The sequence below is a fragment of the Quisquiliibacterium transsilvanicum genome, from assembly GCF_014202215.1.
GTDB lineage: Bacteria > Pseudomonadota > Gammaproteobacteria > Burkholderiales > Burkholderiaceae_E > Quisquiliibacterium > Quisquiliibacterium transsilvanicum.
This window is the reverse complement of the sequence record NZ_JACHGB010000001.1, coordinates 604180-623479: the sequence shown is the minus strand read 5'-3', so window position 1 is coordinate 623479 and position 19300 is coordinate 604180. Positions and strand designations below refer to the sequence as shown.

Genomic DNA, 19300 nt, shown 5'->3' with positions numbered 1-19300 from the left:
CGGGCTGCCAGGCGGCAAAGGCTAGAATTTTAGCCGATGAGCCCTTCCACTTCCCATCCGGACGGCCCGCGGCCCCGCTTCTTCGCAGTGGTCCCGGCGGCCGGCGTCGGTGCGCGCCTCGGCGCCGACGTGCCCAAGCAGTACCTGGAGATCGCGGGCACGAGCCTGCTTGCGTGGTCGCTGCGTCCGCTGCTGCGCGCCGCCTGGATCGAGCAGGTGCTGGTGGTGGTCGCCCCCGGGGACGAGCGCGCCGCCCGGGCCTGCGCGGCGCTGGCCGGCGGGGCGCGCGAGCGGCTCAGGGTGGTGGCGGTGGGTGGCGCGACGCGCCGCGACTCGGTGCTGGCCGGGCTGCTCGCGCTCGATCGTGACCCGGGCTGCGGCGGGCACGACTGGGTGCTGGTCCACGATGCTGCCCGGCCGGGCCTGAGCGACTCGGCGCTGGCCAGGCTGCGCGATCGGCTCGACGGGCATCCGGCCGGCGGGCTGCTGGCGCTGCCGGTGGCCGACACCGTCAAGCGGGCCGGCGCGGGCGGAGAAGTGGCGGCGACCGTTCCGCGCGAGGGGCTGTGGCTGGCGCAGACGCCGCAGATGTTCCGCTTCGGGCCGCTGCGCGCTGCGCTGGAGCGGCACCCCGAAGTCACCGACGAGGCGGCCGCGATGGAGGCACAGCGCGAGCCGGTGCTGCTGGTGGCGGGCGAGCGCCGCAATTTCAAGGTGACTACGCGCGACGACCTGGACATGATGGCGGCGCTGCTCGGCGACGCGCGGCCGGCGGACGAGGAGGCGGGATGATCGGGATCAGGGTGGGGCAGGGCTACGACGTGCATGCGCTCGCGCCGGGGCGCCGGCTGGTGATCGGCGGCGTGGACATCCCGCATACGGCGGGCCTGCTCGGACATTCCGACGCCGACGTGCTGCTGCATGCGATCACCGATGCCATCCTCGGCGCTGCGGGGCTGGGCGACATCGGCCGGCACTTCCCCGACACCGACGAGCGCTTCCGGGGCGCCGACAGCATCGCGCTGCTGCGCGAGGCGCGCGCGCGGGTGCGGGCTGCCGGCTTCGAGGTCGGCAACGTGGACGCGACCATCGTCGCGCAGGCGCCGAAGATGGCGCCCCACATCCCGGCGATGGTCGCGCGCATCGCGGCGGCGCTGGACGTCACCGCCGACCGGGTCAACGTGAAGGCCAAGACCAGCGAGCGCCTGGGTTTCGTCGGGCGCATGGAAGGCATCGAGGCGCAGGCGGTGGCGCTTTTGTGGGCGAGTCCGGCCGCCTGATCGTGGGCGGCGCGACGGCGGCCGTTCGCGCGAGGCGCCGCAGGTGAGACAATCGTTCCGAAATGATCTGCTTTCGTCATGGCCTGCTGGCGCTGCTCGTCCTGCTGCAGCTGCTGGCGCCCTACCTGCATACGCACGCGTCGGCGAGCGCGGCGGGCGGCCTGCATATGCACCTGCCATCGGCCGCCGGGCAGTTCGCGGAAACGACCGGGCAGCATGCGCTCAGGGCCGGGCAGCATGCGGCTACAGGCGGGCAGCGCGACTCCGCAGCGGCTGCGCCGGCGTTCCATGAGCTTGCGCTTGCGCAGCGCCCTGCGATCGACTCGGCCGGCGAGTCGCCGGCCTTCGAGATGCCGGTGGAATGGCGGCGCGACCAGCCGAAGCCGGTCTTCGTCGATGCGGCGCTGCTGCCGGTGCGCGCACCGCCTGCGACGCAGCGCTCGCACGAGCCCTTGCCCATGCTGGCCGAGGCCCGGCCCGCGCAGCGGCCGTTCGCGGTCCTCGCCTATCCGGCCGCTGCGCCGCCGGCCGTCCCCGTCCGCTGCTGAGCGTCGCGTGCCCGCAAGGGTCGCGGCGCGTTCCCACGCCACGACCAGAATCAGGGGCACCGATGTCCTCCAGACGCCTCGCGGCGGCCGCGCTGACCGCGGCCATGCTCGCGCTTTCCTCCACGCCCTCCCGGGTCACTGCCGCCGACGATGCGCCGCGGCCGATCCGCCTCACCGACGCGCAGCGCAAGGCCCTCGGTGTCGAATGGGCGACGCCTGAGCCCGCCGAGGCCGGCTCGCGGACCTGGCCCGCCACGGTGGTCGCCCCGCCGTCCGAGGCACAGTGGATCGCCACTCCCGTCACCGGCCTGCTCGCCGCACTGAAGGTCGAGGCGAACCAGCGCGTGTCTGCGGGACAGCCGCTTGCCATCGTCCAGAGCCCGGAGGTGGCGCAGGCCATCGCCGACTGGCGCAAGGCCCGTTCGCGCTCGCTGCTGGCGCAGCGCGAAGCGGTTCGCCAGCGCGCGCTGGTCGACGAGGGCGTGGTGGCCCCCGCACGGGCCCGCCAGGCGGATGCCGAGGCCGAGCAGACGCGGGCGGACCTGGACGCGGAGCGCGCGCACCTGCGGCTGTTCGGCCTGGACGAGCGGGCGCTGGGGGCGCTGCCGGCCGGCGCCGCAATGCCGATGGAACTCACGCTGCGTGCGCCGGTGTCCGGGGTCGTGGCAGAACTGCCGGTGGCCGCCGGCCAGCGGCTCGAGGCCGGCGCCGCGGTGGCGCGGGTGGTCCGCACCGACCGGCTTGCACTCGAGATCCGCCTGCCGGCGGCCGAGGCGCTGCGGCTGCGCGCCGGCAGCCCGGTGCGCGACACCTCCGGCCGCCAGATCGGCACCCTGGGCCCCGCGCCGGGCGCCGTGTCGATGGCTCAGACCGTCGACGTGCGCGCCCGGCTGGCGGCCGGCGCGATGCCCTGGCTGCTGGGGCAGTCCGTCGAGGTGCGGCTCGACACCGGCCGCAGCGGCTGGCGGGTCCCGCGCAGCGCGGTGTTCCGCCTGGGCGAGGCTCACTGGGTCCTGGTCGAGCGCGGCGGCAGTCTGGTGCCGGTCGAGATCGAGCTGCAGGCGGGCGAGGGCGAGAGCCAGGTGGTGCGCGGGCCGCTTGACGCGAAGGCGCGCGTCGCGGCCGGCAACGTCGCGGCGCTCAAGGGCGCAGTGACGGGTCTGGGCGCGCCGGCCGGCGAAACCGCGCCGGGGAGCCGGCCGTGAGCGGCGCGCCAGCCCCCCAGGGGCAGGCCGAAGCCGACACCGGCCTGCTGGCGCGGATGTCCCGGGCCAGCCTGCGCCGGCGCCCGATCGTGGTGCTGGCGATGCTGCTGCTTGCCTGGGCGGGCATCTCCGCCTGGCGGCAGCTGCCGGTCGACGCATTTCCCGACGTGTCGGTGCCGCAGGTCAAGGTGGTGCTCAAGGCGCCCGGGATGACGCCCGAGGAGGTGGAGTCGCGGATCACCGTGCCCATCGAGCAGGAGCTGCTGGGCATCCCCGGTCAGCGGATGCTGCGCTCGGTGGCCAAGTACGCGCTGACCGATGTCACGGTGGATTTCGCCGACGGCACCGACGTCTACTGGGCGCGCAACCAGGTGGCCGAGCGCCTGGCACGCGTGCTGCCAGACCTTCCCGAGGGCGTGTCAGGGGGGCTGGCGCCCGCGACCACTCCGCTCGGCGAAGTCTTCATGTTCACCGTGGAGAACCCCGCGCTGTCGCTGGCCGAGCGGCGCAGCCTGCTCGACTGGGTGGTGCGGCCCAGACTGCGCACGATCGAAGGCGTGGCCGAGGTCAACTCGCTGGGCGGCGAGGTGCGCAGCTTCGAGGTCAGCCCGCGGCCGATGGACATGAACGCGCGCGGCGTGAGCCTCGTCGAGCTGGCCGACGCCTTGCGCGCCAATTCCCGCAACGACGGCGCCGGCCGGGTCCGCGAGGGCAGCGAGACGATGCAGGTGCGCGTCGAGGCGGGCGTGCTGGGGCTGGACGACCTGGCCGCGATCGGCATCGCCACCCGGGGCGGCGTTCCGGTGCGCGTGGGGGACGTCGCCGACCTGCGCATCGGCAGCCTCACCCGCTACGGCGCGGTGAGCCACGACGGCAAGGGCGAAACGGTCCAGGGCCTGGTGCTGTCGCTGCGCGGCGCGGATGCGCGCGCGATCGTCGGGCGGGTGCGCGCGCGGCTCGCGGAGATCGAGGCGGCGCTGCCGGCCGGCACGCGGCTGGTGCCCTTCTACGATCGCGGCGACCTCGTCGACCGCGCGGTCTCCACGGTCACCCGCGCGCTGCTCGAGGCCGCGGTGCTGGTGGTCGTGCTGCTGTTCGCGTTCCTGGGCAACGTGCGCGCCGCGCTGGTGGTGGCGGCCACACTGCCGCTGGCGGCGCTGGCCGCTTTCGTCGCCATGCGCTGGGCGGGAATGTCGGCGAACCTGATGAGCCTGGGCGGCCTGGCGATCGCCATCGGCATGCTGGTCGATGGCGCGGTGGTGGTGGTCGAGCACGCGGTGTCGCGCCTGCAGGCCGCGCCTGCCGGACGGCCGACGATCGAGACCATCGGCGAGGCGGTGGGCGAGGTGGCACGGCCGGTGGCCACCGGCGTGGGGATCATCGCGCTGGTCTTCGTGCCGCTGCTCACGCTCGAGGGCTACGAGGGCAAGATGTTCTCGCCGGTGGCGCTGGCGATCGTGTTCGCGCTGGCCGCCTCGCTGGTGCTGTCGCTGACTGCCGTGCCGGTGATGGCCAGCCTGGCCTTCGCGCGGGCGCCGAGCGGCCGCGCCTGGCTGATGGAGCGGCTGCTGCCGGCGTACGCGCGGGTGCTCGATTGGGCGTTCGCCCGACCACGCTGGGTGGCGGGCGGCGCCGCGGTGCTGCTGCTCGCCGCCATCGCCGCGCTGCCGCTGCTTGGGCGCAGCTTCGTGCCCACGCTGGACGAGGGTGACGTGATCGTGCAGTTGGAGAAGCTGCCGTCGATCTCGCTGGAGGCGTCGGTCGACCTGGACCTGAAGGTGCAGCGGGCGCTGATGGAGCGGGTGCCGGAGGTGCGTGGCGTGGTGGCCCGCACCGGCAGCGACGAGCTGGGCCTGGACCCGATGGGACTGAACCAGACCGACAGCTTCGTGATGCTGGTGCCGCGTGAGCAATGGCGCCAGGCGGACAAGGCCTGGGTGCTCGACCGGCTGCGCGAGGTGCTGGCCGACTTCCCCGGGATCGCGGCGAGCTTCACGCAGCCGATCGAGATGCGGGTGTCGGAGATGCTCAGCGGCGTACGCGGCGACCTCGCGGTCAAGGTCTTCGGCCCCGACCTCGAGACGCTGGGCCGCCTGTCGGACTCGATCGCCGCCGCGCTGCGCGGGGTCGACGGGGCCGAGGACGTCTTCGCGCTCAGGAACGAGGGCGTGCTGACGCTGCGCGTCGTGGTCGATCGCCTCGCCGCGGCCCGGCTGGGCGTGTCCGCCGAACAGCTGCAGCGCACGATGCGGATGGAAGTGGAGGGCGAGCCGGTGGGGCTGGTGGTCGAGGCCGGACGGCGCACGCCGGTGCTGCTGCGCGGCCCGGGGCATCTGCGCGAGGACCCGCGCAATCTCGCCGACCTGCAGCTCGCGTTCGACCCGGACACCGTGGCGCCGCTGTCCGGTCTTGCCCGCATCCTGCACAGCGAGGGCCCGGTGAAGATTGACCGCGAGTTCGGCCAGCGCTACGTCACTGTTCAGTCCAACGTGCGCGGGCGCGATCTGGTCGGCTTTGTCGCGGACGCCCGGGTCGCCGTCGATGCCGCGGTGAAGCTGCCCGAAGGCTACCGGCTGGTCTGGGGCGGGCAGTTCGAGAACCAGCAGCGTGCCTCGGCGCGCCTGGCGCTGGTGGTGCCGGCCGTGGTGGCGCTGGTGCTCTTCGTGCTCTGGCTGTCCTTCGGCAGCGTGGCCACGGCAGTGCTGATCGTCGGGCTGGTGCCCTTCGCGGTGGCCGGCGCGGTCTTCTCGCTGCTGGGCTTCGGCGAGTACCTGTCGGTGCCGGCCTCGGTCGGCTTCATCGCGCTGCTGGGCATCGCGGTGCTCAATGGCGTGGTGATGGTCGAGACCTTCGACCGGCGGCTCGCCGAAGGGGCGCCGCCGCGCGAAGCAGCTAGCGCGGGCGCGCTCGAGCGTCTGCGCCCGGTGCTGATGACCGCCACGATCACGGGGTCGGGACTGGTGCCCCTGCTGCTGGCCACCGGTCCGGGTTCCGAGGTGCAACGGCCGCTGGCCGTGGTGGTGGTCGGCGGGCTGGTGAGCGCCACCGCGGTGACGCTGGTCGTGCTGCCGGTGGCGTGGCGATGGCTCGCGCAGCGACGCCTGGGGAGAACCTGATGAAACGCATGAACCTGATGTTCTCGATCGCCCTCGCCGCCGCGCCTGCGGCGGCATGGGCGGCGGGTGAGGCAGTGTGGCAGGGCGCGCTGATGCCGCCGGAGGCGGTGGTGCGCGATGCGGTGCTGACGCACCCGCTGGTGCGCGCGTCCGACGCGGGCTTCGAGCGCGACCGCGCCACCGGAGAGCGGCTTCGGGTCGGCCCTTACGAAACGCAGCTCGAGGCCGGCGGGCAGCGCCGCGCGCCTGGGGCGGACGGCGCGCCGGAGGTGGACTGGTCGGTTGCGATCGCCCGCCCGCTGCGCCTGCCCGCCAAGCGTGAAGCGGATTTCGCGCTCGGCGACCGCCTCGCCGAGCGCGGCCGCATGTCTGCGCTCGACGCGCGCCACGAGACGAGCCGTCTGCTGCTGGCAGGCTGGTTCGACCTGCTGCGCCAGCGCGCGGGCGCGGCCCAGGCGGCCCGCCAGGCCGAGGTGCTGGCCGAGATCGTGGACGTGGTGGGCCGGCGCATCCGCGCCGGCGATGCCGCCCGCCTGGAGGAGCTGCAGGCGCAGGCGGCGCTGGCGCTGGCCGACGGGCAGCTCCAGCTGGCCCGCCACCGGGTGGATGCGGCGCGCATCTCGCTCGAGCGCAACTTCCCGCAGCTGACCCGCGTGGCCATGCCCGCCATCGACTCCGCCGACACGCGCCCGACGCCAGCGGAGCACGAGCGTCCCTGGTGGGTCGAGCGGATCATGTCGGTGAACCACGAGATCGCGCTGCAGAGGGCCGAGGCCGGGATTCGCCGCGCGCAGGCAGGCCGGGCGCGCGCCGAGCGCACGCCGGACCCGTCGATCGGGCTGCGCGGTTCCACCGATCGCGCCCGTGCCGACCGGATCCTGGGCGTTTTCGTCAGCATCCCGCTGGCCGGCGGGGGGCGGGCGGCGGCGGAACGCGAGGCGCTCGCGCTTGCCGACGAGGGCGAGGCCCGCGCGGCGGCGACCGAGCGCCGCGTGCTGGCCGCCGCGCTGTCCTCGTACGAGGCGGCCGAGGCCGGCGGGCGCGCCTGGCGCGCGCTGGCCGACGCGCGCGAGCGCTCCGAGGCCGCGGCGCGCGTTTCCGCGCGCGCCTTCGAGCTGGGCGAGGGCACGCTGACCGATCTTCTGCTCGCGCGCCGGACGGTGCTCGATGCAGCGCTGGCGGAACAGACCGCGCGGATCGACGCGCTGGAGGCGCTGGCGCGGCTGCGCCTGGATGCGCATCTGCTCTGGGACTTCGACGGCGATTGACCGTGAGTGACGGCGAGTGACGGCGAGTGACCGCGCGGGGCGGCCGTCCCCGCCGCCGCTTGCTATAGTCTCCGCACCCCGGTCTGCGCTCCGCCGTGCGCGCATCCGACCAGACCCATCACAGAGGAGACTTCCAGTGGGCGAACAGCTGAAGTACCTGCTCGACGAGAGCCGGATTCCCAGGCGCTGGTACAACATCCAGGCCGACCTTCCGAAGGCGCTGCCTCCCGTGCTGCATCCGGGAACCATGCAGCCGGTGGGCCCGGCCGACCTGGCGCCGCTGTTTCCGATGGAGCTCATCATGCAGGAGGTGAGCACCGAGCGGGAGATCGACATCCCCGAGCCGGTGCGTGACATCTTCCGTCTGTGGCGTCCCACGCCGATGTACCGGGCGCGCGCGCTGGAGAAGCTGCTCGACACCCCGGCGCGCATCTTCTACAAGTACGAGGGCGTGAGCCCGGCCGGCAGCCACAAGCCGAATACCGCGATCCCCCAGGCCTTCTACAACAAGGAAGCCGGCATCAAGCGGCTCACCACCGAGACCGGCGCCGGTCAGTGGGGGTCCTCGCTGGCCTTCGCAGGCGCGCTGATGGGTATCGACGTCACCGTGTTCCAGGTGCGCGTCTCGTACGACCAGAAGCCCTACCGCCGGGCGCTGATGGAGTCCTACGGCGCCAGGTGCATCGCGTCGCCGTCGATGGAGACCGAGTTCGGCCGCGCCGTCCTGGCGAAGGACCCGACGCATCGGGGCAGCCTCGGCATCGCCATCTCCGAGGCCGTGGAGATCGCCGCGCAGCGCGACGACACCAAGTACGCGCTGGGCTCGGTGCTCAACCACGTGCTGCTGCACCAGAGCATCGTCGGCCTGGAGGCCATGGAGCAGCTGCAGATGGCCGATGCCTGGCCGGACGTGGTGGTGGGCTGCACTGGTGGCGGCTCCAACTTCGCCGGCATCTCCTTCCCCTTCATCGGCGCAGGGCTGCGCGGCGGCGCGAAGCCCCGCATCGTCGCTGTCGAGCCGGCGGCCTGCCCGTCGCTGACCCGCGGCAGGTACGCCTACGACTTTGGCGACACCGGCCACATGACGCCGCTCACCAAGATGCACACGCTGGGCTCCACCTTCACGCCGCCGGGCTTCCACGCAGGCGGTCTGCGCTATCACGGCATGGCGCCGCTGGTGTCGCACCTGAAGGAGCTCGGGCTGATCGAAGCAGTCGCCTACAACCAGGTGGAATGCTTCGCCGCGGGCATCCAGTTCGCGCGCTGCGAAGGCATCCTGCCGGCGCCCGAGGCCAACCATGCGGTGAAGGGCGCGATCGAGGAGGCGCTGCGCTGCAAGCGCGAGGGCCGCGCCGAGACCATCCTGTTCAACCTCTGCGGGCACGGCCACTTCGACATGCAGGCCTACACCGACTACGCGGCCGGCAAGCTTACCGACCAGACCTACGACGAGAGCGAGCTGGCGATGGCGCTGTCGGGCCTGCCCAGCGTGCCGGAACCCGCCTGAAGCCGGCGAGGCGACGGTGACGGTGCGGGTCGTCCACAACCCCGCCGCCTCGCGTTTCGAGGCGGAGGTCGAGGGGCGCCTGTGCCGCGCCGATTACCGGATGGACGGCGACACCATGCTCGTCGTCCATACCGAGGTGGCGCCGATCCTGGAGGGCCAGGGCATCGCGGGCGAGCTGGTGCGCGAGGTGTTCGCGCATGCGCAGCGCGAGGGGCTGAAGGTGGCGCCGATGTGTTCCTACGTGCGGGCCTGGGCGAGGCGGCATCCGGAGGTGGCTGGGCTGCTTGCGGCCGGCTGGTAAGCCGGCGCAGTCAGCGGGGTGGCTGCGGAAGCTCGCTGGAAGGCGCCGCCTTCCGGTAGATCAGGTGATAGACCAGCGCCACCAGCACGCTGCCGCCGACCAGGTTGCCTGCGATCACCGGCGCCAGGTTGCCGAACAGGCCCGCGCAGCCGGGCGCGTTCGCCGCGGGTGTGGCCACTGCGCCAGACTCCACCAACAGCATCCCCAGCGGGATGAAGTACATGTTGGCGATGCTGTGCTCGAAGCCCGCAGCGACGAACGCGGTGATCGGGAACACGATGGCCAGCACCTTGTCCGCGACGCTGCGTGCGGCCATTGCCATCCACACGGCCATGCAGACCAGCACGTTGCAGAGCACGCCGAGGAAGAAGGCCTGGTGCCAGGGCAGGGCGGCCTTGGCCGCGGCGATCCGCACCGCGGTATCGCCGACCGCGCCTGCGTTCATCGCCGCGTGGCCGGACAGCCAGACCAGCACCGCCAGGCCCGCGGCGCCGGCGAAGTTGGCGATGCAGACCACGGCCCAGTTGCGCAGCAGTTCGAAGCTGGTGATGCGCCGGTCCGCCCAGGCCATCGCGAGCAGGTTGTTGCCGGTGAAGAGTTCGGCGCCGGCCACCGAGACCAGGATCAGGCCCAGCGAGAAGCACAGGCCGCCCAGCAGGCGCGACGCGGCGAAGCCGAGGGTGGCGTCGGACGCAACCAGCGTGAAGACCAGCGCGCCCAGGCCGATGAAGGCGCCGGCGAGCACACCCAGCAGCGCGGTCTGCAGCAGCGGCAGCCGCGCCTTGGCGACGCCGACGTTCTCCACCCGCCGGGCAACCTCGCCCGGGGAGTACGCGTCGAAGCCGTAGAGGCCGGGCACCGGGGCGGCTTTGGCGCGCGGGGAGGGGGCGCGATCGCTCAGCCGAGGTCGGCGGCCAGCGCGGCGCGGGTCGCGGCCGGCACCGGCTCCACCGCCGCGGTGTAGTTGGGGTGGTCGACCCCGATCGACAGTGACACGCCGTACTTCAGCGATCTGGCCATGTCCTCGGTGAGCTCGAAGCGCAGGAAGTGCACCGCCGAGGTCTTCTCCTCGTTCTCGCGCTCCAGGTCCTCGTCGGCGATTGCGTACACCTTCGGCGCGCCCTCGACCTGCACCCAGACGCGGTCTTCGATGCCCTTCAGGCGGCCGAGCTCCGTCCGGCGCACCGCGGCGTCCTCGTACTCGATCATCATCGTGGCCTTGAAGTTGCGGCCATCGGGAATCAGCGGGTTGTAGGCCTCGAGTTCCTGGAGGATGCCGTCCTCTTCGAAGATCTTTTCGATGCGCAGCATCTCCTGCACCTGGTAGCGCACGGTGAGCTCGTCCTCGAACAGCAGCGTGACGTGCGGGCCGACGTGAACGGCCCTGTGTTTCTTGTGTTCGAGCACCTTCCTGCGGAACTCGGACCGCGCCCTGGCGTAGGCCTCCAGGGTCATCAGTGAATCGCGTTCGATCTGCGGCATCTGCCTGTCTCCGTGTTCAGTCGATTCCGTAGGCCATTCGCAGCAGGCTGATCGGGTGCTGCAGCCTGCCCTTGACGTCCGCGCCGGCGAGCCCCATTCCCTGCTGGATGTGGTGGCCGCCCAGCTGGCAGTCCGAGGCGATGAAATCCGGCGCTCCGCCCGCAGCATGCTCGCCCATCTTCCGGAACACCGGCCGGCCGATCTTCAGCGCGGTCTCGTGGAATTCCTTCTTCACGCCCCAGGTGCCCGCATGGCCGGAGCAGCGCTCAACCGTGTGGACCTGCGTGCCGGGCACCAGCTCCAGCATCTCGCGGGTCTTCTGCCCGACGTTCTGCACGCGCAGGTGGCAGGCGACGTGGTACGAGACCTTGCCCAGCCCTCTGGCGAAATCGGTCTTCAGCAGGCCGTCCTTCAGGCGCAGCACGAGGTACTCGAAGGGATCGAACATCGCGTCCCGCACCGCCCGGACATCCGGATCGTCCGGGAACATCAGCGGCAGCTCCTGCTTGAACATCAGGTTGCACGAGGGGATGGGGGCGACGATGGCCCAGCCGTCGCGCGCCAGCGCCGCCAGTTTCGGGATGTTCTTTTCCTTGAGCGCGGCGACCGAGTCCAGGTCGCCGAGCTCGAGCTTGGGCATGCCGCAGCAGGCCTCCTTCTCGACCAGTGCGTAGGGGATCGCGTTGTGGTCCAGCACCTTGAGCAGGTCGTGGCCGATGCCGGGCTCGTTGTAGTTGACGTAGCAGGTTGCGAACACCGCCACCTTGCCTGGGGAGCGCGCACCGTTCACCACCGGGTGCGCGCTGGATGCGGCCGCGCTGCGCGGGAACGGCCTGCTCGCGAAATCGGGCAGCCAGGCGGTCCTGTGAACGCCCACCATGTGCTCGCCAAGCTTGCGCAGCGGGGGCGATTCCTTGGCCTTGTTGACCACCTGGACCACGATCGGGATGGTGGCCAGCTTGCCGTTGCGGTCGGTGGAAGAGAGCGCCTTGTCGCGGAACTGCGTGGGCGTGCCCTGCCTGAACTGGATCGCCTTGCCGCGCAGCATCAGGTGCGGGAAGTCGAGGTTCCACGGGTGCGGAGGCACGTATGGGCACTTCGTCATGTAGCAGACGTCGCACAGGTAGCACTGGTCGACGACCTTCCAGTAGTCCGTGCGGTCGACGCCGTCGACCTCCATGGTCGAGCTCTCGTCGACCAGGTCGAACAGCGTGGGGAATGCGTTGCACAGGCTGACGCAGCGGCGGCAGCCGTGGCAGATGTCGAAGACCCGCTCCATCTCGTCGAAGCAGGACTTCTCGTCGTAGAACTCGGGGTTCTTCCAGTCGAGCGGATGCCGGGTGGGGGCTTCGAGCGAACCTTCTCTTGCGGTCATGTCGGCGTCTCGGCGAACGGTGGCGAGGGGCTGGGGGCTGGGGAGCTGGGCGGCCCCGCCGCGCGGGCCGAGCGTGGCGGCACGCCGCCGCGCAGCGGCGCCGGCCGCTGCGGACCGCGCCTGCGCTCGGCCGGTGAGGGCGGGAGCGCTGCGCGGCAGGCGGCCCGCCCGCCGCGTCAGCCCAGTGTTTCGAGGGCCCTGGCGAACTTGTTCGCGTGTGAGCGCTCGGCCTTGGCCAGCGTCTCGAACCAGTCGGCGATCTCGTCGAAGCCTTCATCGCGTGCCGACTTGGCCATCCCCGGGTACATGTCGGTGTACTCGTGGGTCTCGCCGGCCACCGCCGACCTCAGGTTCTTCTCCGAGCTGCCGATCGGCAGGTCGGTTGCGGGGTCGCCGACCTCCGCCAGGTAGTCCAGGTGACCGTGCGCATGACCGGTCTCGCCTTCGGCGGTGGAGCGGAACAGCGCAGCCACCTCGGGCTGGCCTTCGATGTCCGCCTTGTTCGCGAAGTAGAGGTAGCGCCGGTTGGCCTGGCTCTCGCCGGCGAACGCGTCCTTGAGGTTCTGGTGGGTCCTGGTTCCCTTGAGGCTCGGCATCTCTGTGTCTCCTGTCTCTCGTTTGGTCCGGAATCGACCGGCCGCAGGCCGGGTGCGGTCCATTCTAGTGAGCGACGGCGCTGTCGAACAGTTGAAGGAGGCAATCAGGGCGATTGAGTTCCGCTATTGCGCATCGGGCAGCAGGACGGTGGCGGCCAGGCCGCCGCCGTCACGGTTGCGCAGGATGCAGCGCCCGCCATGCCGATGGGCCAGCCGCTGGACGATCGCCAGCCCCAGTCCGCTGCCGCCGCGGTCGCTGCGCTCGTCGCCGATCCTGGCGAAGGGACGCAGCAGGCGCTCGAGCTGGTCGGGCGGCACCCCTGGCCCGTGGTCGGCAACCTCCAGGCGCAGCGTCTGCGCCTCGCGGCGGGCGGCGATCGAGATCTGTGCGGTCTCCTCGCCGCTGCGGCCGTGGCGCGCGGCGTTCTCCACCAGGTTGGAGACGATGCGGGCCAGGTCGAGCGGGTCGCCGCGCCAGCGCAGTCCGGCCGGCACGCGCACCTCCAGCTCCATTTCGCCGGCCTCGATCCGCGGCAGCCAGGAGCTGCGCAGCCCGTCGATCGCCGCTGCGACGTCCACCTCGACCACTGCGTCCGCACCGCGATCGCCGGAACCGCTGCGCGCGTACTCGACGAACTTGCCGACGATCGCGTCGATGCGCTCGATGTCGCCGCTCATCGACTGCTTCTCCGCCTCCTCCATTCGCGACAGCTCGATCTCCATGCGCAGGCGCGTGAGCGGAGTGCGCAGGTCGTGCGAGATGCCGGCCAGCGCAAGCGCCCGGTCCGCCTCGAGCTCGGCCAGGTCGCTCGCCATCCGGTTGAAGTGGCGGTTGAGCGAGGCGATCTCGGAGGGGCCGTCCTCGGGCAGCGGCGGCGCGGGCGCACCCGAGCTGATCCGGCCGATGGCCGTGGCCAGGGCCGCCAGCGGCCGGTTGACCAGGCGGCTGATCGCCATCGCCCCCAGGATGGACACCAGGATGGCCAGCGACGCGATCAGCCACCAGGGCGGCCCGAACTGCCGGGTCCAGCGCTCCAGGCCCATCGCCAGCCAGTAGCGATCGTCGTCGATGTCGAAGCTCACCCACAGGCCAGGCTCGTCGTTGACCGCGCCGGCGATCCGGGTGCCGGGGCCGAGGATGCCCTGGAGCCGCAGGCGCAGCCGTTCCGCTTCGTCCTGCCCCGGGAGCGGGGCGACGCGGTCGCCCGGCTCCAGCGGAGCCACGCGCACGTCCTCTTCCCGGGCCAGCTCGTCGAGCAGCTGCCAGCGCCGCTCGCCCTGCGAGCTGATCAGCGCCGAGCGCGTCAGGTTGACGACCGAGGAGATCTCCCAGGCCAGCCGCTGCTCGGGCGGCACCCGCTCGAACGAGCGCACAAATTGCAGGCTGGCGGCCAGGCTGAAGACGATCAGCCCGCCGATCAGCAGGAAGGTGCGCCAGAAGAGGCTGATCCGCATCTGCGCGGGCTTTGGCGGACGCTGCCTCAGCGCTCGTCCGGGATGAACACGTAGCCCACCCCCCAGACCGTCTGGAGGTAGCGCGGATGCTGCGGATCGGCCTCGATCAGCTTGCGCAGCCGGGAGATCTGCACGTCGAGGCTGCGGTCGAACGCGGAGTACTCGCGGCCGCGCGCGAGCATCATCAGCTTCTCGCGCGACAGCGGCACCCTCGGGTGCCGGGCGAACACCTTGAGCACCGCGAACTCGCCGCTGGTCAGCGGCATCTGCTCGTCCTTGCGATGCAGGGTGCGCTGGGCAAGGTTCAGCCTGAACTCGCCGAACTCGACCTCGGCGGCGTCCGCGCTGGGCGCGCCCGGCAGGTCGGCGGCGGGCTGGCGGCGCAGCACCGCGTGGATCCGGGCGAGCAGCTCGCGCGGGTTGAAGGGCTTGGCGATGTAGTCGTCGGCGCCCATCTCCAGCCCGACGATGCGGTCGACGTCGTCGCCCTTGGCGGTCAGCATGATCACCGGGGTGGTGTCGCCGCCGCCGCGCAGGCGCCGGACGATCGACAGCCCGTCCTCGCCGGGCAGCATCAGATCGAGGACGATCAGGTCGACCGGCTGGCGCTGCAGCAGCCGGTTCATTGCGGGACCGTCCTGCGCGAGGCTGACCTCGAACTGGTTCTCGGCGAGATATCGGCGCAGCAGCTCGCGCAGCTTGGGGTCGTCGTCGACGACCAGGAGGTGTTTGCCGGACGTGGACATGCAGCGATGATACCGAGGCGCGGGCGAGCGCCGCGCGGCCGGCGTGGCCGGGGTCACCTTTTGTTACAGGATTTACCCGCGCGGGCACGACCCGGGACCGGGGCTTGCCTAGAATGCAGGGCATGGGCATCCGCTACAGACTCCTCTCCAAGTCAGCCGTGGCGCGGGCGCTGGCCTGCGGTCTCGTTGCTGTGGCCGCGTTCGCCGCGGCGCCGGCGCCGGTCCAGGCAGGACCGCGGCTGGATCGCGCCGAGCGCGAGGAGTTGCGGCATGAGTTGCGGCGGCAGGCCCGCGAGGATCGCGAACGTTCGGGGCGTTCATTCGAACGCGACGCTTACCGGCGCGGGCCGGACCGCGTCGAGCGCGATGACTATCGGCGCGCGCCCGACCGCTTCGCGCGCGACGACTACCGGCGCGGGCCGGATCAGGTCGACCGCGAGGAGCGTCGCCGGATGGCGCCGGAGGACCGTGAGCAGCTCCGGCGGATGCTCAGGGAGCATCGGCGCGAGCGGCGCGACTGATCCGGCGGGCGTGCTCCGCGAACGGTGGCGCGACCGGCAACTACCCCGCGGCTGCCACGCGGCCGCACTACGTCTGCCCTGTGGCTGCCCTGTGGCTGCCCTTCGGCTGCCCGGCAAGCCCTCGGCGGACGGCTTATCCGCCGGGCCCGCTGGACTAGAATGCCGGGGTGTCCGACCAGCCCTTCCAAGATCCGCGCGCCGGCGCGCCGCCCGAGCACGCCCCCGGCGCCGAGCCGCGCTGCCTGCTCGCGCTCTCGACTTCCACCGCATGGTGTTCGGTCGCGCTTCGCCAGCGGGCGCCGGGTGGCGTGCGCCGCGCGTTCCTCGGCGAGCACGCCGGCCAGGATCATTCCCGGCTCGTGCTCGTGATGGCGCGCCGCCTGCTCAGCGAGGCCGGGCTCGGTTTCGCAGACCTCGATGCGATCGGCTTCGACTCCGGACCCGGCACCTTCACCGGCCTGCGCATCGGCTGCGGAATTGCGCAGGGGCTGGGCTTCGCTCTCGACCTGCCGCTGGTTCCGGTGTCCTCGCTCGAGGCGCTTGCCCAGCAGTCCGGTGCGTCCCTGGCGCTTGCTGCGATCGATGCCCGGATGAACGAGGTGTACTGCAGCGCGTACCGCATGGTGGACGGCGATCCCCGGCCCCTGGATCCGGTCCGGGTGCTGCCGCCGGCGGCAGCGCTCGGCCACCTGCTCGACTGCCTGGAGCGCGGCGGCGAACGCGCGGACCCCGGGGGTGCGGTTGCGATCGGCGATACCGCCAGTCGTCATCCCGAGCTCGGTGAAGCCCTGCGCGGCCGCGGCTTGCGGGTGATCGACGATGCCTGGCCGCGCGCGGACGCGGTCGCCGAGGTCGCCGCGCTTCGCTTTGCCCAGGGCCGGGCGGTGCCGGCCAGCGAGGCCGCGCCGCTCTACGTTCGCGACAAGGTGGCGCTGGACGTCGCCGAACAGCAGCGCCTGAGGCAGGCGCGCGATTCCCGGTGAGCGCGCTGCAGGCAAGCGCTGCCGCGCTGCGCGCGCGCGCGATGACGGTCGTCGACCTGGAGCGGGTCATGGAGATCGAGACCGCGGTCTATCCCTTTCCCTGGACCCGGGGCAATTTCAGTGACTCTCTGAAGGCCGGCCATGACGCCTGGGTGTTCGAATCGGCCGCAGGAGCGCCTGCCGGCATCGTCGGCTACGCGATCGTGATGTGGCTGCCCGACGAGATCCACCTGTTGAACATCAGCGTGGACGCCGCTTTCCAGGGCCGCCGCCACGGCCGGGCCATGCTCGACTGGCTGTGCGGCGATGCCCGTGCGCGCGGGGCGCGCTCGATCCTGCTGGAAGTCAGGCCGTCCAACGCCGCTGCGCGCGCGCTCTACGCGGCGCGCGGTTTCGCCCAGGTCGGGCTGCGCCGCGGCTACTACCCCGCGGCCGACGGCGCGCGCGAGGACGCGCTGGTGCTGCGCCGGGAGCTCGGCCGTGGATGAGGCACGGCTGCGCGCCTGGAAGGCGCTGGATCTGGGGCCGCTCTGGCTGCCAAGGGCGGCGCCGGGCGCAGCGGGCGCGGCGGGCGTGGCGGGCGTGGAGGGCGTGGAGGGCGTGGAGGGCGTGGAGGGCGGCGCGCACAGCGCGATCGATCCGCGGCCGGACGCTGCGGGCGCCGGCGCGCTGCCCGCGCCGGCGATTCCGAGATCCGCCGCGCCCCAGGCTTCAATGGAGCCCGTGGCGGCGCGGCGATCGGCTGAATCGGCTGCCCATCTCGATCCGGCGCGCCAGCCTTCTCCTGGCGCCGGCCGGCCGGCTGGCGCCGCGCTGTCGCCGTCCGCCGGCGCGGCGGAAGTCGCTGCGCTCGACTGGACCGGGCTGCAGGCTGCCGTCGAGCAGTGCCGGGCCTGCGGGCTGTGCGAGACGCGCACCCGGACGGTGTTCGGTGCGGGGCCGCAGGATGCCCGCTGGCTGGTGGTGGGCGAGGCGCCCGGGGCCGAGGAGGACGCCAGCGGCGAACCCTTCGTGGGCCAGGCCGGCCGCCTGCTGGATGTGATGCTGGCGTCGGTCGGGCTGAATCGCGCGCGCAACGTGTTCATCGCCAACGTGGTCAAGTGCCGGCCGCCGGGCAACCGCAATCCGTCGCCCGAGGAAGCGGCGAGCTGTCTGCCCTACCTGCGCCGGCAGATCGAACTGGTCCAGCCCGACCTGATCCTGCTGCTGGGTCGGGTCGCCGCGCATGTCCTGCTGGACACCGATGCCGCGGTCGGCAGCCTGCGCGGCCGGGTCCATGCGCTGCGCGCCGGGGCGCGGGAAATCCCCGCGGTGGTCACCTGGCACCCGTCCTACCTGCTGCGAAAGCCGGAGGACAAGGCGCTGGCCTGGGCGGACCTCTGCCTGGCCCGCTCGGTCTTCGCCGCCGAAGGCTGACGCCAGCCGCTGCTGGTCGTCGCAGGGCGCCGGTCAGCGCCGGCGGCAGTCAGTGGCGCGGCTTGCCGATCAGCGCGATCGAGTCGAACTCGCGCTGGTTGGCGTTGTGGCGGCCGATCACCAGCAGCATCGCCCCGGCGACGAACAGCCCGAAAAGCAGCACGATCCAGTTGATGTGCAGCTCGAGCCGGATCAGCAGCGCGTAGAGCCCGAGCATCGCCAGGATCATCAGGTTCTCGTTGAAGTTCTGCACCGCGATCGAGTGGCCGGCGCTCATCAGCACGTGCCCGCGATGCTGCAGCAGCGCGTTCATCGGCACGACGAAGAACCCTGCCAGCGCGCCGATCAGGATCAGCAGCGGCCAGGCGGCGGTCTCGGTGGACACCAGGGTCATCAGCGGCACCAGCAGGCCCATCCCCACGCCCACCGGCAGCACCCTCAGCGAACCCTTGAGCGGGATCAGCCGGGCCGCGCCCACCGCGCCCAGGGCGATGCCGAGCGCGACCACGCCCTGCAGGATCGCGGCCTTGTTCAAGGGCATCCCGAGCGCGGTCTTCGCCCATTCGAGGACGATGAACTGCAGCGTGGCGCCCGCCCCCCAGAACAGCGTGGTCACCGCCAGCGAGATCTGCCCGAGGCGGTCGCGCCAGAGCACCTTGAAGCAGCGCGCGAAGTCCACCAGCAGCCCGAGCGGGTTGCGAGTCTGGTCCGGGTAGCGGGCCCCGGTGTCAGGGATGCGCAGGTTGAAGAGCGCTGCCACCACGTAGAACACCGAGATGACCAGGATGGCGGCCTCGGCCGGAGTGTCGATCCCGGTGTCGACCAGCGGCAGGTCGAGGGCGAGGAGGGCGCCCGAGACCGTCGGGCTGATCAGCGCCCCGCCGAGGACGGTGCCGAGGATGATCGACCCGACCGTGGTCCCCTCGATCCAGCCGTTCGCCGCCACCAGTTTCTCGGGCGGCAGCAGCTCGGTGAGAATCCCGTACTTGGCCGGTGAGTACGCGGCGGCGCCGAAGCCAACCACGGCATAGGCCAGCAGCGGGTGGATCGTGAAGAACATCAGCAGGCAGCCGACGACCTTGATCGAGTTGGTGATGAACATCACCCTGCCTTTGGGCATCGCGTCCGAGAAGGCGCCGACGAAGGGCGCGAGGAGCACGTAGGAGATCGTGAAGAACAGCTTCAGGAGCGGTTTCATCCACTCCGGCGCCGCCAGTTCGATGAGCAGCGCGATCGCGGCGATGAGCAGCGCGTTGTCGGCGAGCGACGAAAAGAACTGCGCCGCCATGATCGTGTAGAAGCCGCGTTTCATCTGTCCCCAGCCGGACCCGACGCATGCCGGGGCGCACGGTTTATACCATGAAGGCAGCGACGCGAATCCGGGCGCGGGCTGCGGGTGTTCCCGAGGCGCACCGGCGCGCGGCGCTGGAGCTCCGATGCGCGTAACCGCACCCGCGGGCGTGGCGTCCCGACCGGGTATAGTTCTGCGTCGATCCGGATC

The 19300-nt window shown here is 72.0% G+C and carries 19 protein-coding genes; 12 read left to right on the top strand and 7 right to left on the bottom strand.

Annotation, left to right across the window (positions count from 1 at the left end; translation table 11 throughout):
* Positions 1–36: 36 nt before the first annotated feature.
* The 8 genes from ispD to HNQ70_RS02790 all read left to right on the top strand — a co-directional run bounded on the left by ispD (position 37) and on the right by HNQ70_RS02790 (position 9225).
* Positions 37–792, top strand: coding sequence for a 2-C-methyl-D-erythritol 4-phosphate cytidylyltransferase (gene ispD, locus HNQ70_RS02825; RefSeq protein WP_183964015.1), 756 nt, complete (start codon positions 37–39; stop codon positions 790–792).
* The gene (ispF, locus tag HNQ70_RS02820; protein WP_183964013.1) at positions 789–1280 is read left to right on the top strand and encodes a 2-C-methyl-D-erythritol 2,4-cyclodiphosphate synthase; all 492 of its coding nucleotides are present in this window, start codon (positions 789–791) and stop codon (positions 1278–1280) included. Before ispD ends, ispF begins: the two co-directional genes overlap by 4 nt.
* Before the next feature lie 62 nt (positions 1281–1342).
* Positions 1343–1828: a hypothetical protein gene (locus HNQ70_RS02815; RefSeq protein WP_183964011.1), complete on the top strand. Its 486-nt coding sequence runs from the start codon at positions 1343–1345 to the stop codon at positions 1826–1828.
* A gap of 62 nt (positions 1829–1890) precedes the next feature.
* The gene (locus tag HNQ70_RS02810) at positions 1891–3033 is read left to right on the top strand and encodes an efflux RND transporter periplasmic adaptor subunit (RefSeq protein ID WP_183964010.1); all 1143 of its coding nucleotides are present in this window, start codon (positions 1891–1893) and stop codon (positions 3031–3033) included.
* Entirely contained in the window at positions 3030–6149 is a 3120-nt protein-coding gene (locus tag HNQ70_RS02805; protein ID WP_343060606.1) for an efflux RND transporter permease subunit, read from the top strand. The genes HNQ70_RS02810 and HNQ70_RS02805 overlap by 4 nt, the downstream gene beginning before the upstream one ends.
* Positions 6149–7417 (top strand): TolC family protein, encoded by a 1269-nt coding sequence (locus tag HNQ70_RS02800; protein WP_183964008.1) that lies wholly within the window; start codon positions 6149–6151, stop codon positions 7415–7417. Before HNQ70_RS02805 ends, HNQ70_RS02800 begins: the two co-directional genes overlap by 1 nt.
* 136 nt (positions 7418–7553) lie before the next feature.
* The gene (locus tag HNQ70_RS02795) at positions 7554–8924 is read left to right on the top strand and encodes a TrpB-like pyridoxal phosphate-dependent enzyme (RefSeq protein ID WP_183964006.1); all 1371 of its coding nucleotides are present in this window, start codon (positions 7554–7556) and stop codon (positions 8922–8924) included.
* A 16-nt stretch (positions 8925–8940) separates the two neighbouring features.
* Positions 8941–9225 carry an N-acetyltransferase gene (locus HNQ70_RS02790; RefSeq protein ID WP_183964004.1) on the top strand — a complete coding sequence of 95 codons (285 nt, stop codon included), beginning with the start codon at positions 8941–8943 and terminating at the stop codon, positions 9223–9225.
* A gap of 10 nt (positions 9226–9235) precedes the next feature.
* Here the strand turns inward: HNQ70_RS02790 and HNQ70_RS02785 are convergent, their stop codons facing one another.
* The 6 genes from HNQ70_RS02785 to ompR form a co-directional block, all read right to left on the bottom strand.
* A complete protein-coding gene (locus HNQ70_RS02785; RefSeq protein WP_183964002.1) occupies positions 9236–10084 on the bottom strand; it encodes a formate/nitrite transporter family protein in 849 nt (282 codons plus the stop codon).
* Positions 10085–10122: 38 nt separating this feature from the next.
* The gene (locus tag HNQ70_RS02780; protein ID WP_183964000.1) at positions 10123–10707 is read right to left on the bottom strand and encodes a DUF3501 family protein; all 585 of its coding nucleotides are present in this window, start codon (positions 10705–10707) and stop codon (positions 10123–10125) included.
* 16 nt (positions 10708–10723) lie between these two features.
* Complete coding sequence (locus tag HNQ70_RS02775) at positions 10724–12082, bottom strand: heterodisulfide reductase-related iron-sulfur binding cluster (protein WP_183963998.1); 1359 nt, start codon at positions 12080–12082, stop codon at positions 10724–10726.
* 176 nt (positions 12083–12258) lie between these two features.
* Positions 12259–12678 (bottom strand): rubrerythrin family protein, encoded by a 420-nt coding sequence (locus HNQ70_RS02770; protein ID WP_183963997.1) that lies wholly within the window; start codon positions 12676–12678, stop codon positions 12259–12261.
* Positions 12679–12801: 123 nt separating this feature from the next.
* Positions 12802–14133 (bottom strand): ATP-binding protein, encoded by a 1332-nt coding sequence (locus tag HNQ70_RS02765; protein WP_183963995.1) that lies wholly within the window; start codon positions 14131–14133, stop codon positions 12802–12804.
* Positions 14134–14159: 26 nt separating this feature from the next.
* A complete protein-coding gene (ompR, locus tag HNQ70_RS02760) occupies positions 14160–14879 on the bottom strand; it encodes an osmolarity response regulator transcription factor OmpR (RefSeq protein WP_183963993.1) in 720 nt (239 codons plus the stop codon).
* Positions 14880–15037: 158 nt separating this feature from the next.
* On the opposite strand from ompR, the gene HNQ70_RS02755 reads away from it, so the two are divergent.
* The 4 genes from HNQ70_RS02755 to HNQ70_RS02740 all read left to right on the top strand — a co-directional run bounded on the left by HNQ70_RS02755 (position 15038) and on the right by HNQ70_RS02740 (position 17799).
* Positions 15038–15400, top strand: coding sequence for a hypothetical protein (locus HNQ70_RS02755; protein WP_183963991.1), 363 nt, complete (start codon positions 15038–15040; stop codon positions 15398–15400).
* A gap of 167 nt (positions 15401–15567) precedes the next feature.
* On the top strand, positions 15568–16383 hold the full coding sequence (gene tsaB / locus HNQ70_RS02750) for a tRNA (adenosine(37)-N6)-threonylcarbamoyltransferase complex dimerization subunit type 1 TsaB (protein ID WP_183963989.1): 816 nt from the start codon (positions 15568–15570) through the stop codon (positions 16381–16383).
* On the top strand, positions 16380–16871 hold the full coding sequence (rimI, locus tag HNQ70_RS02745; protein WP_343060604.1) for a ribosomal protein S18-alanine N-acetyltransferase: 492 nt from the start codon (positions 16380–16382) through the stop codon (positions 16869–16871). Before tsaB ends, rimI begins: the two co-directional genes overlap by 4 nt.
* Positions 16864–17799: a uracil-DNA glycosylase gene (locus HNQ70_RS02740; RefSeq protein ID WP_343060603.1), complete on the top strand. Its 936-nt coding sequence runs from the start codon at positions 16864–16866 to the stop codon at positions 17797–17799. Before rimI ends, HNQ70_RS02740 begins: the two co-directional genes overlap by 8 nt.
* 49 nt (positions 17800–17848) lie before the next feature.
* Here the strand turns inward: HNQ70_RS02740 and lplT are convergent, their stop codons facing one another.
* Entirely contained in the window at positions 17849–19111 is a 1263-nt protein-coding gene (lplT, locus tag HNQ70_RS02735) for a lysophospholipid transporter LplT (RefSeq protein WP_183963987.1), read from the bottom strand.
* Positions 19112–19300: the final 189 nt, after the last annotated feature.

What these genes read in the sequence shown, in the direction of transcription:
- ispD (WP_183964015.1), top strand. Translation starts at nt 37, where the DNA reads ATGAGCCCTTCCACTTCCCATCCGGACGGCCCGCGGCCCCGCTTCTTC.
- lplT (WP_183963987.1), bottom strand. Translation starts at nt 19,111, where the DNA reads ATGAAACGCGGCTTCTACACGATCATGGCGGCGCAGTTCTTTTCGTCG.
- ompR (WP_183963993.1), bottom strand. Translation starts at nt 14,879, where the DNA reads ATGTCCACGTCCGGCAAACACCTCCTGGTCGTCGACGACGACCCCAAG.
- HNQ70_RS02775 (WP_183963998.1), bottom strand. Translation starts at nt 12,082, where the DNA reads ATGACCGCAAGAGAAGGTTCGCTCGAAGCCCCCACCCGGCATCCGCTC.
- HNQ70_RS02770 (WP_183963997.1), bottom strand. Translation starts at nt 12,678, where the DNA reads ATGCCGAGCCTCAAGGGAACCAGGACCCACCAGAACCTCAAGGACGCG.
- HNQ70_RS02810 (WP_183964010.1), top strand. Translation starts at nt 1,891, where the DNA reads ATGTCCTCCAGACGCCTCGCGGCGGCCGCGCTGACCGCGGCCATGCTC.
- HNQ70_RS02800 (WP_183964008.1), top strand. Translation starts at nt 6,149, where the DNA reads ATGAAACGCATGAACCTGATGTTCTCGATCGCCCTCGCCGCCGCGCCT.
- HNQ70_RS02765 (WP_183963995.1), bottom strand. Translation starts at nt 14,133, where the DNA reads ATGCGGATCAGCCTCTTCTGGCGCACCTTCCTGCTGATCGGCGGGCTG.
- HNQ70_RS02780 (WP_183964000.1), bottom strand. Translation starts at nt 10,707, where the DNA reads ATGCCGCAGATCGAACGCGATTCACTGATGACCCTGGAGGCCTACGCC.
- ispF (WP_183964013.1), top strand. Translation starts at nt 789, where the DNA reads ATGATCGGGATCAGGGTGGGGCAGGGCTACGACGTGCATGCGCTCGCG.
- HNQ70_RS02815 (WP_183964011.1), top strand. Translation starts at nt 1,343, where the DNA reads ATGATCTGCTTTCGTCATGGCCTGCTGGCGCTGCTCGTCCTGCTGCAG.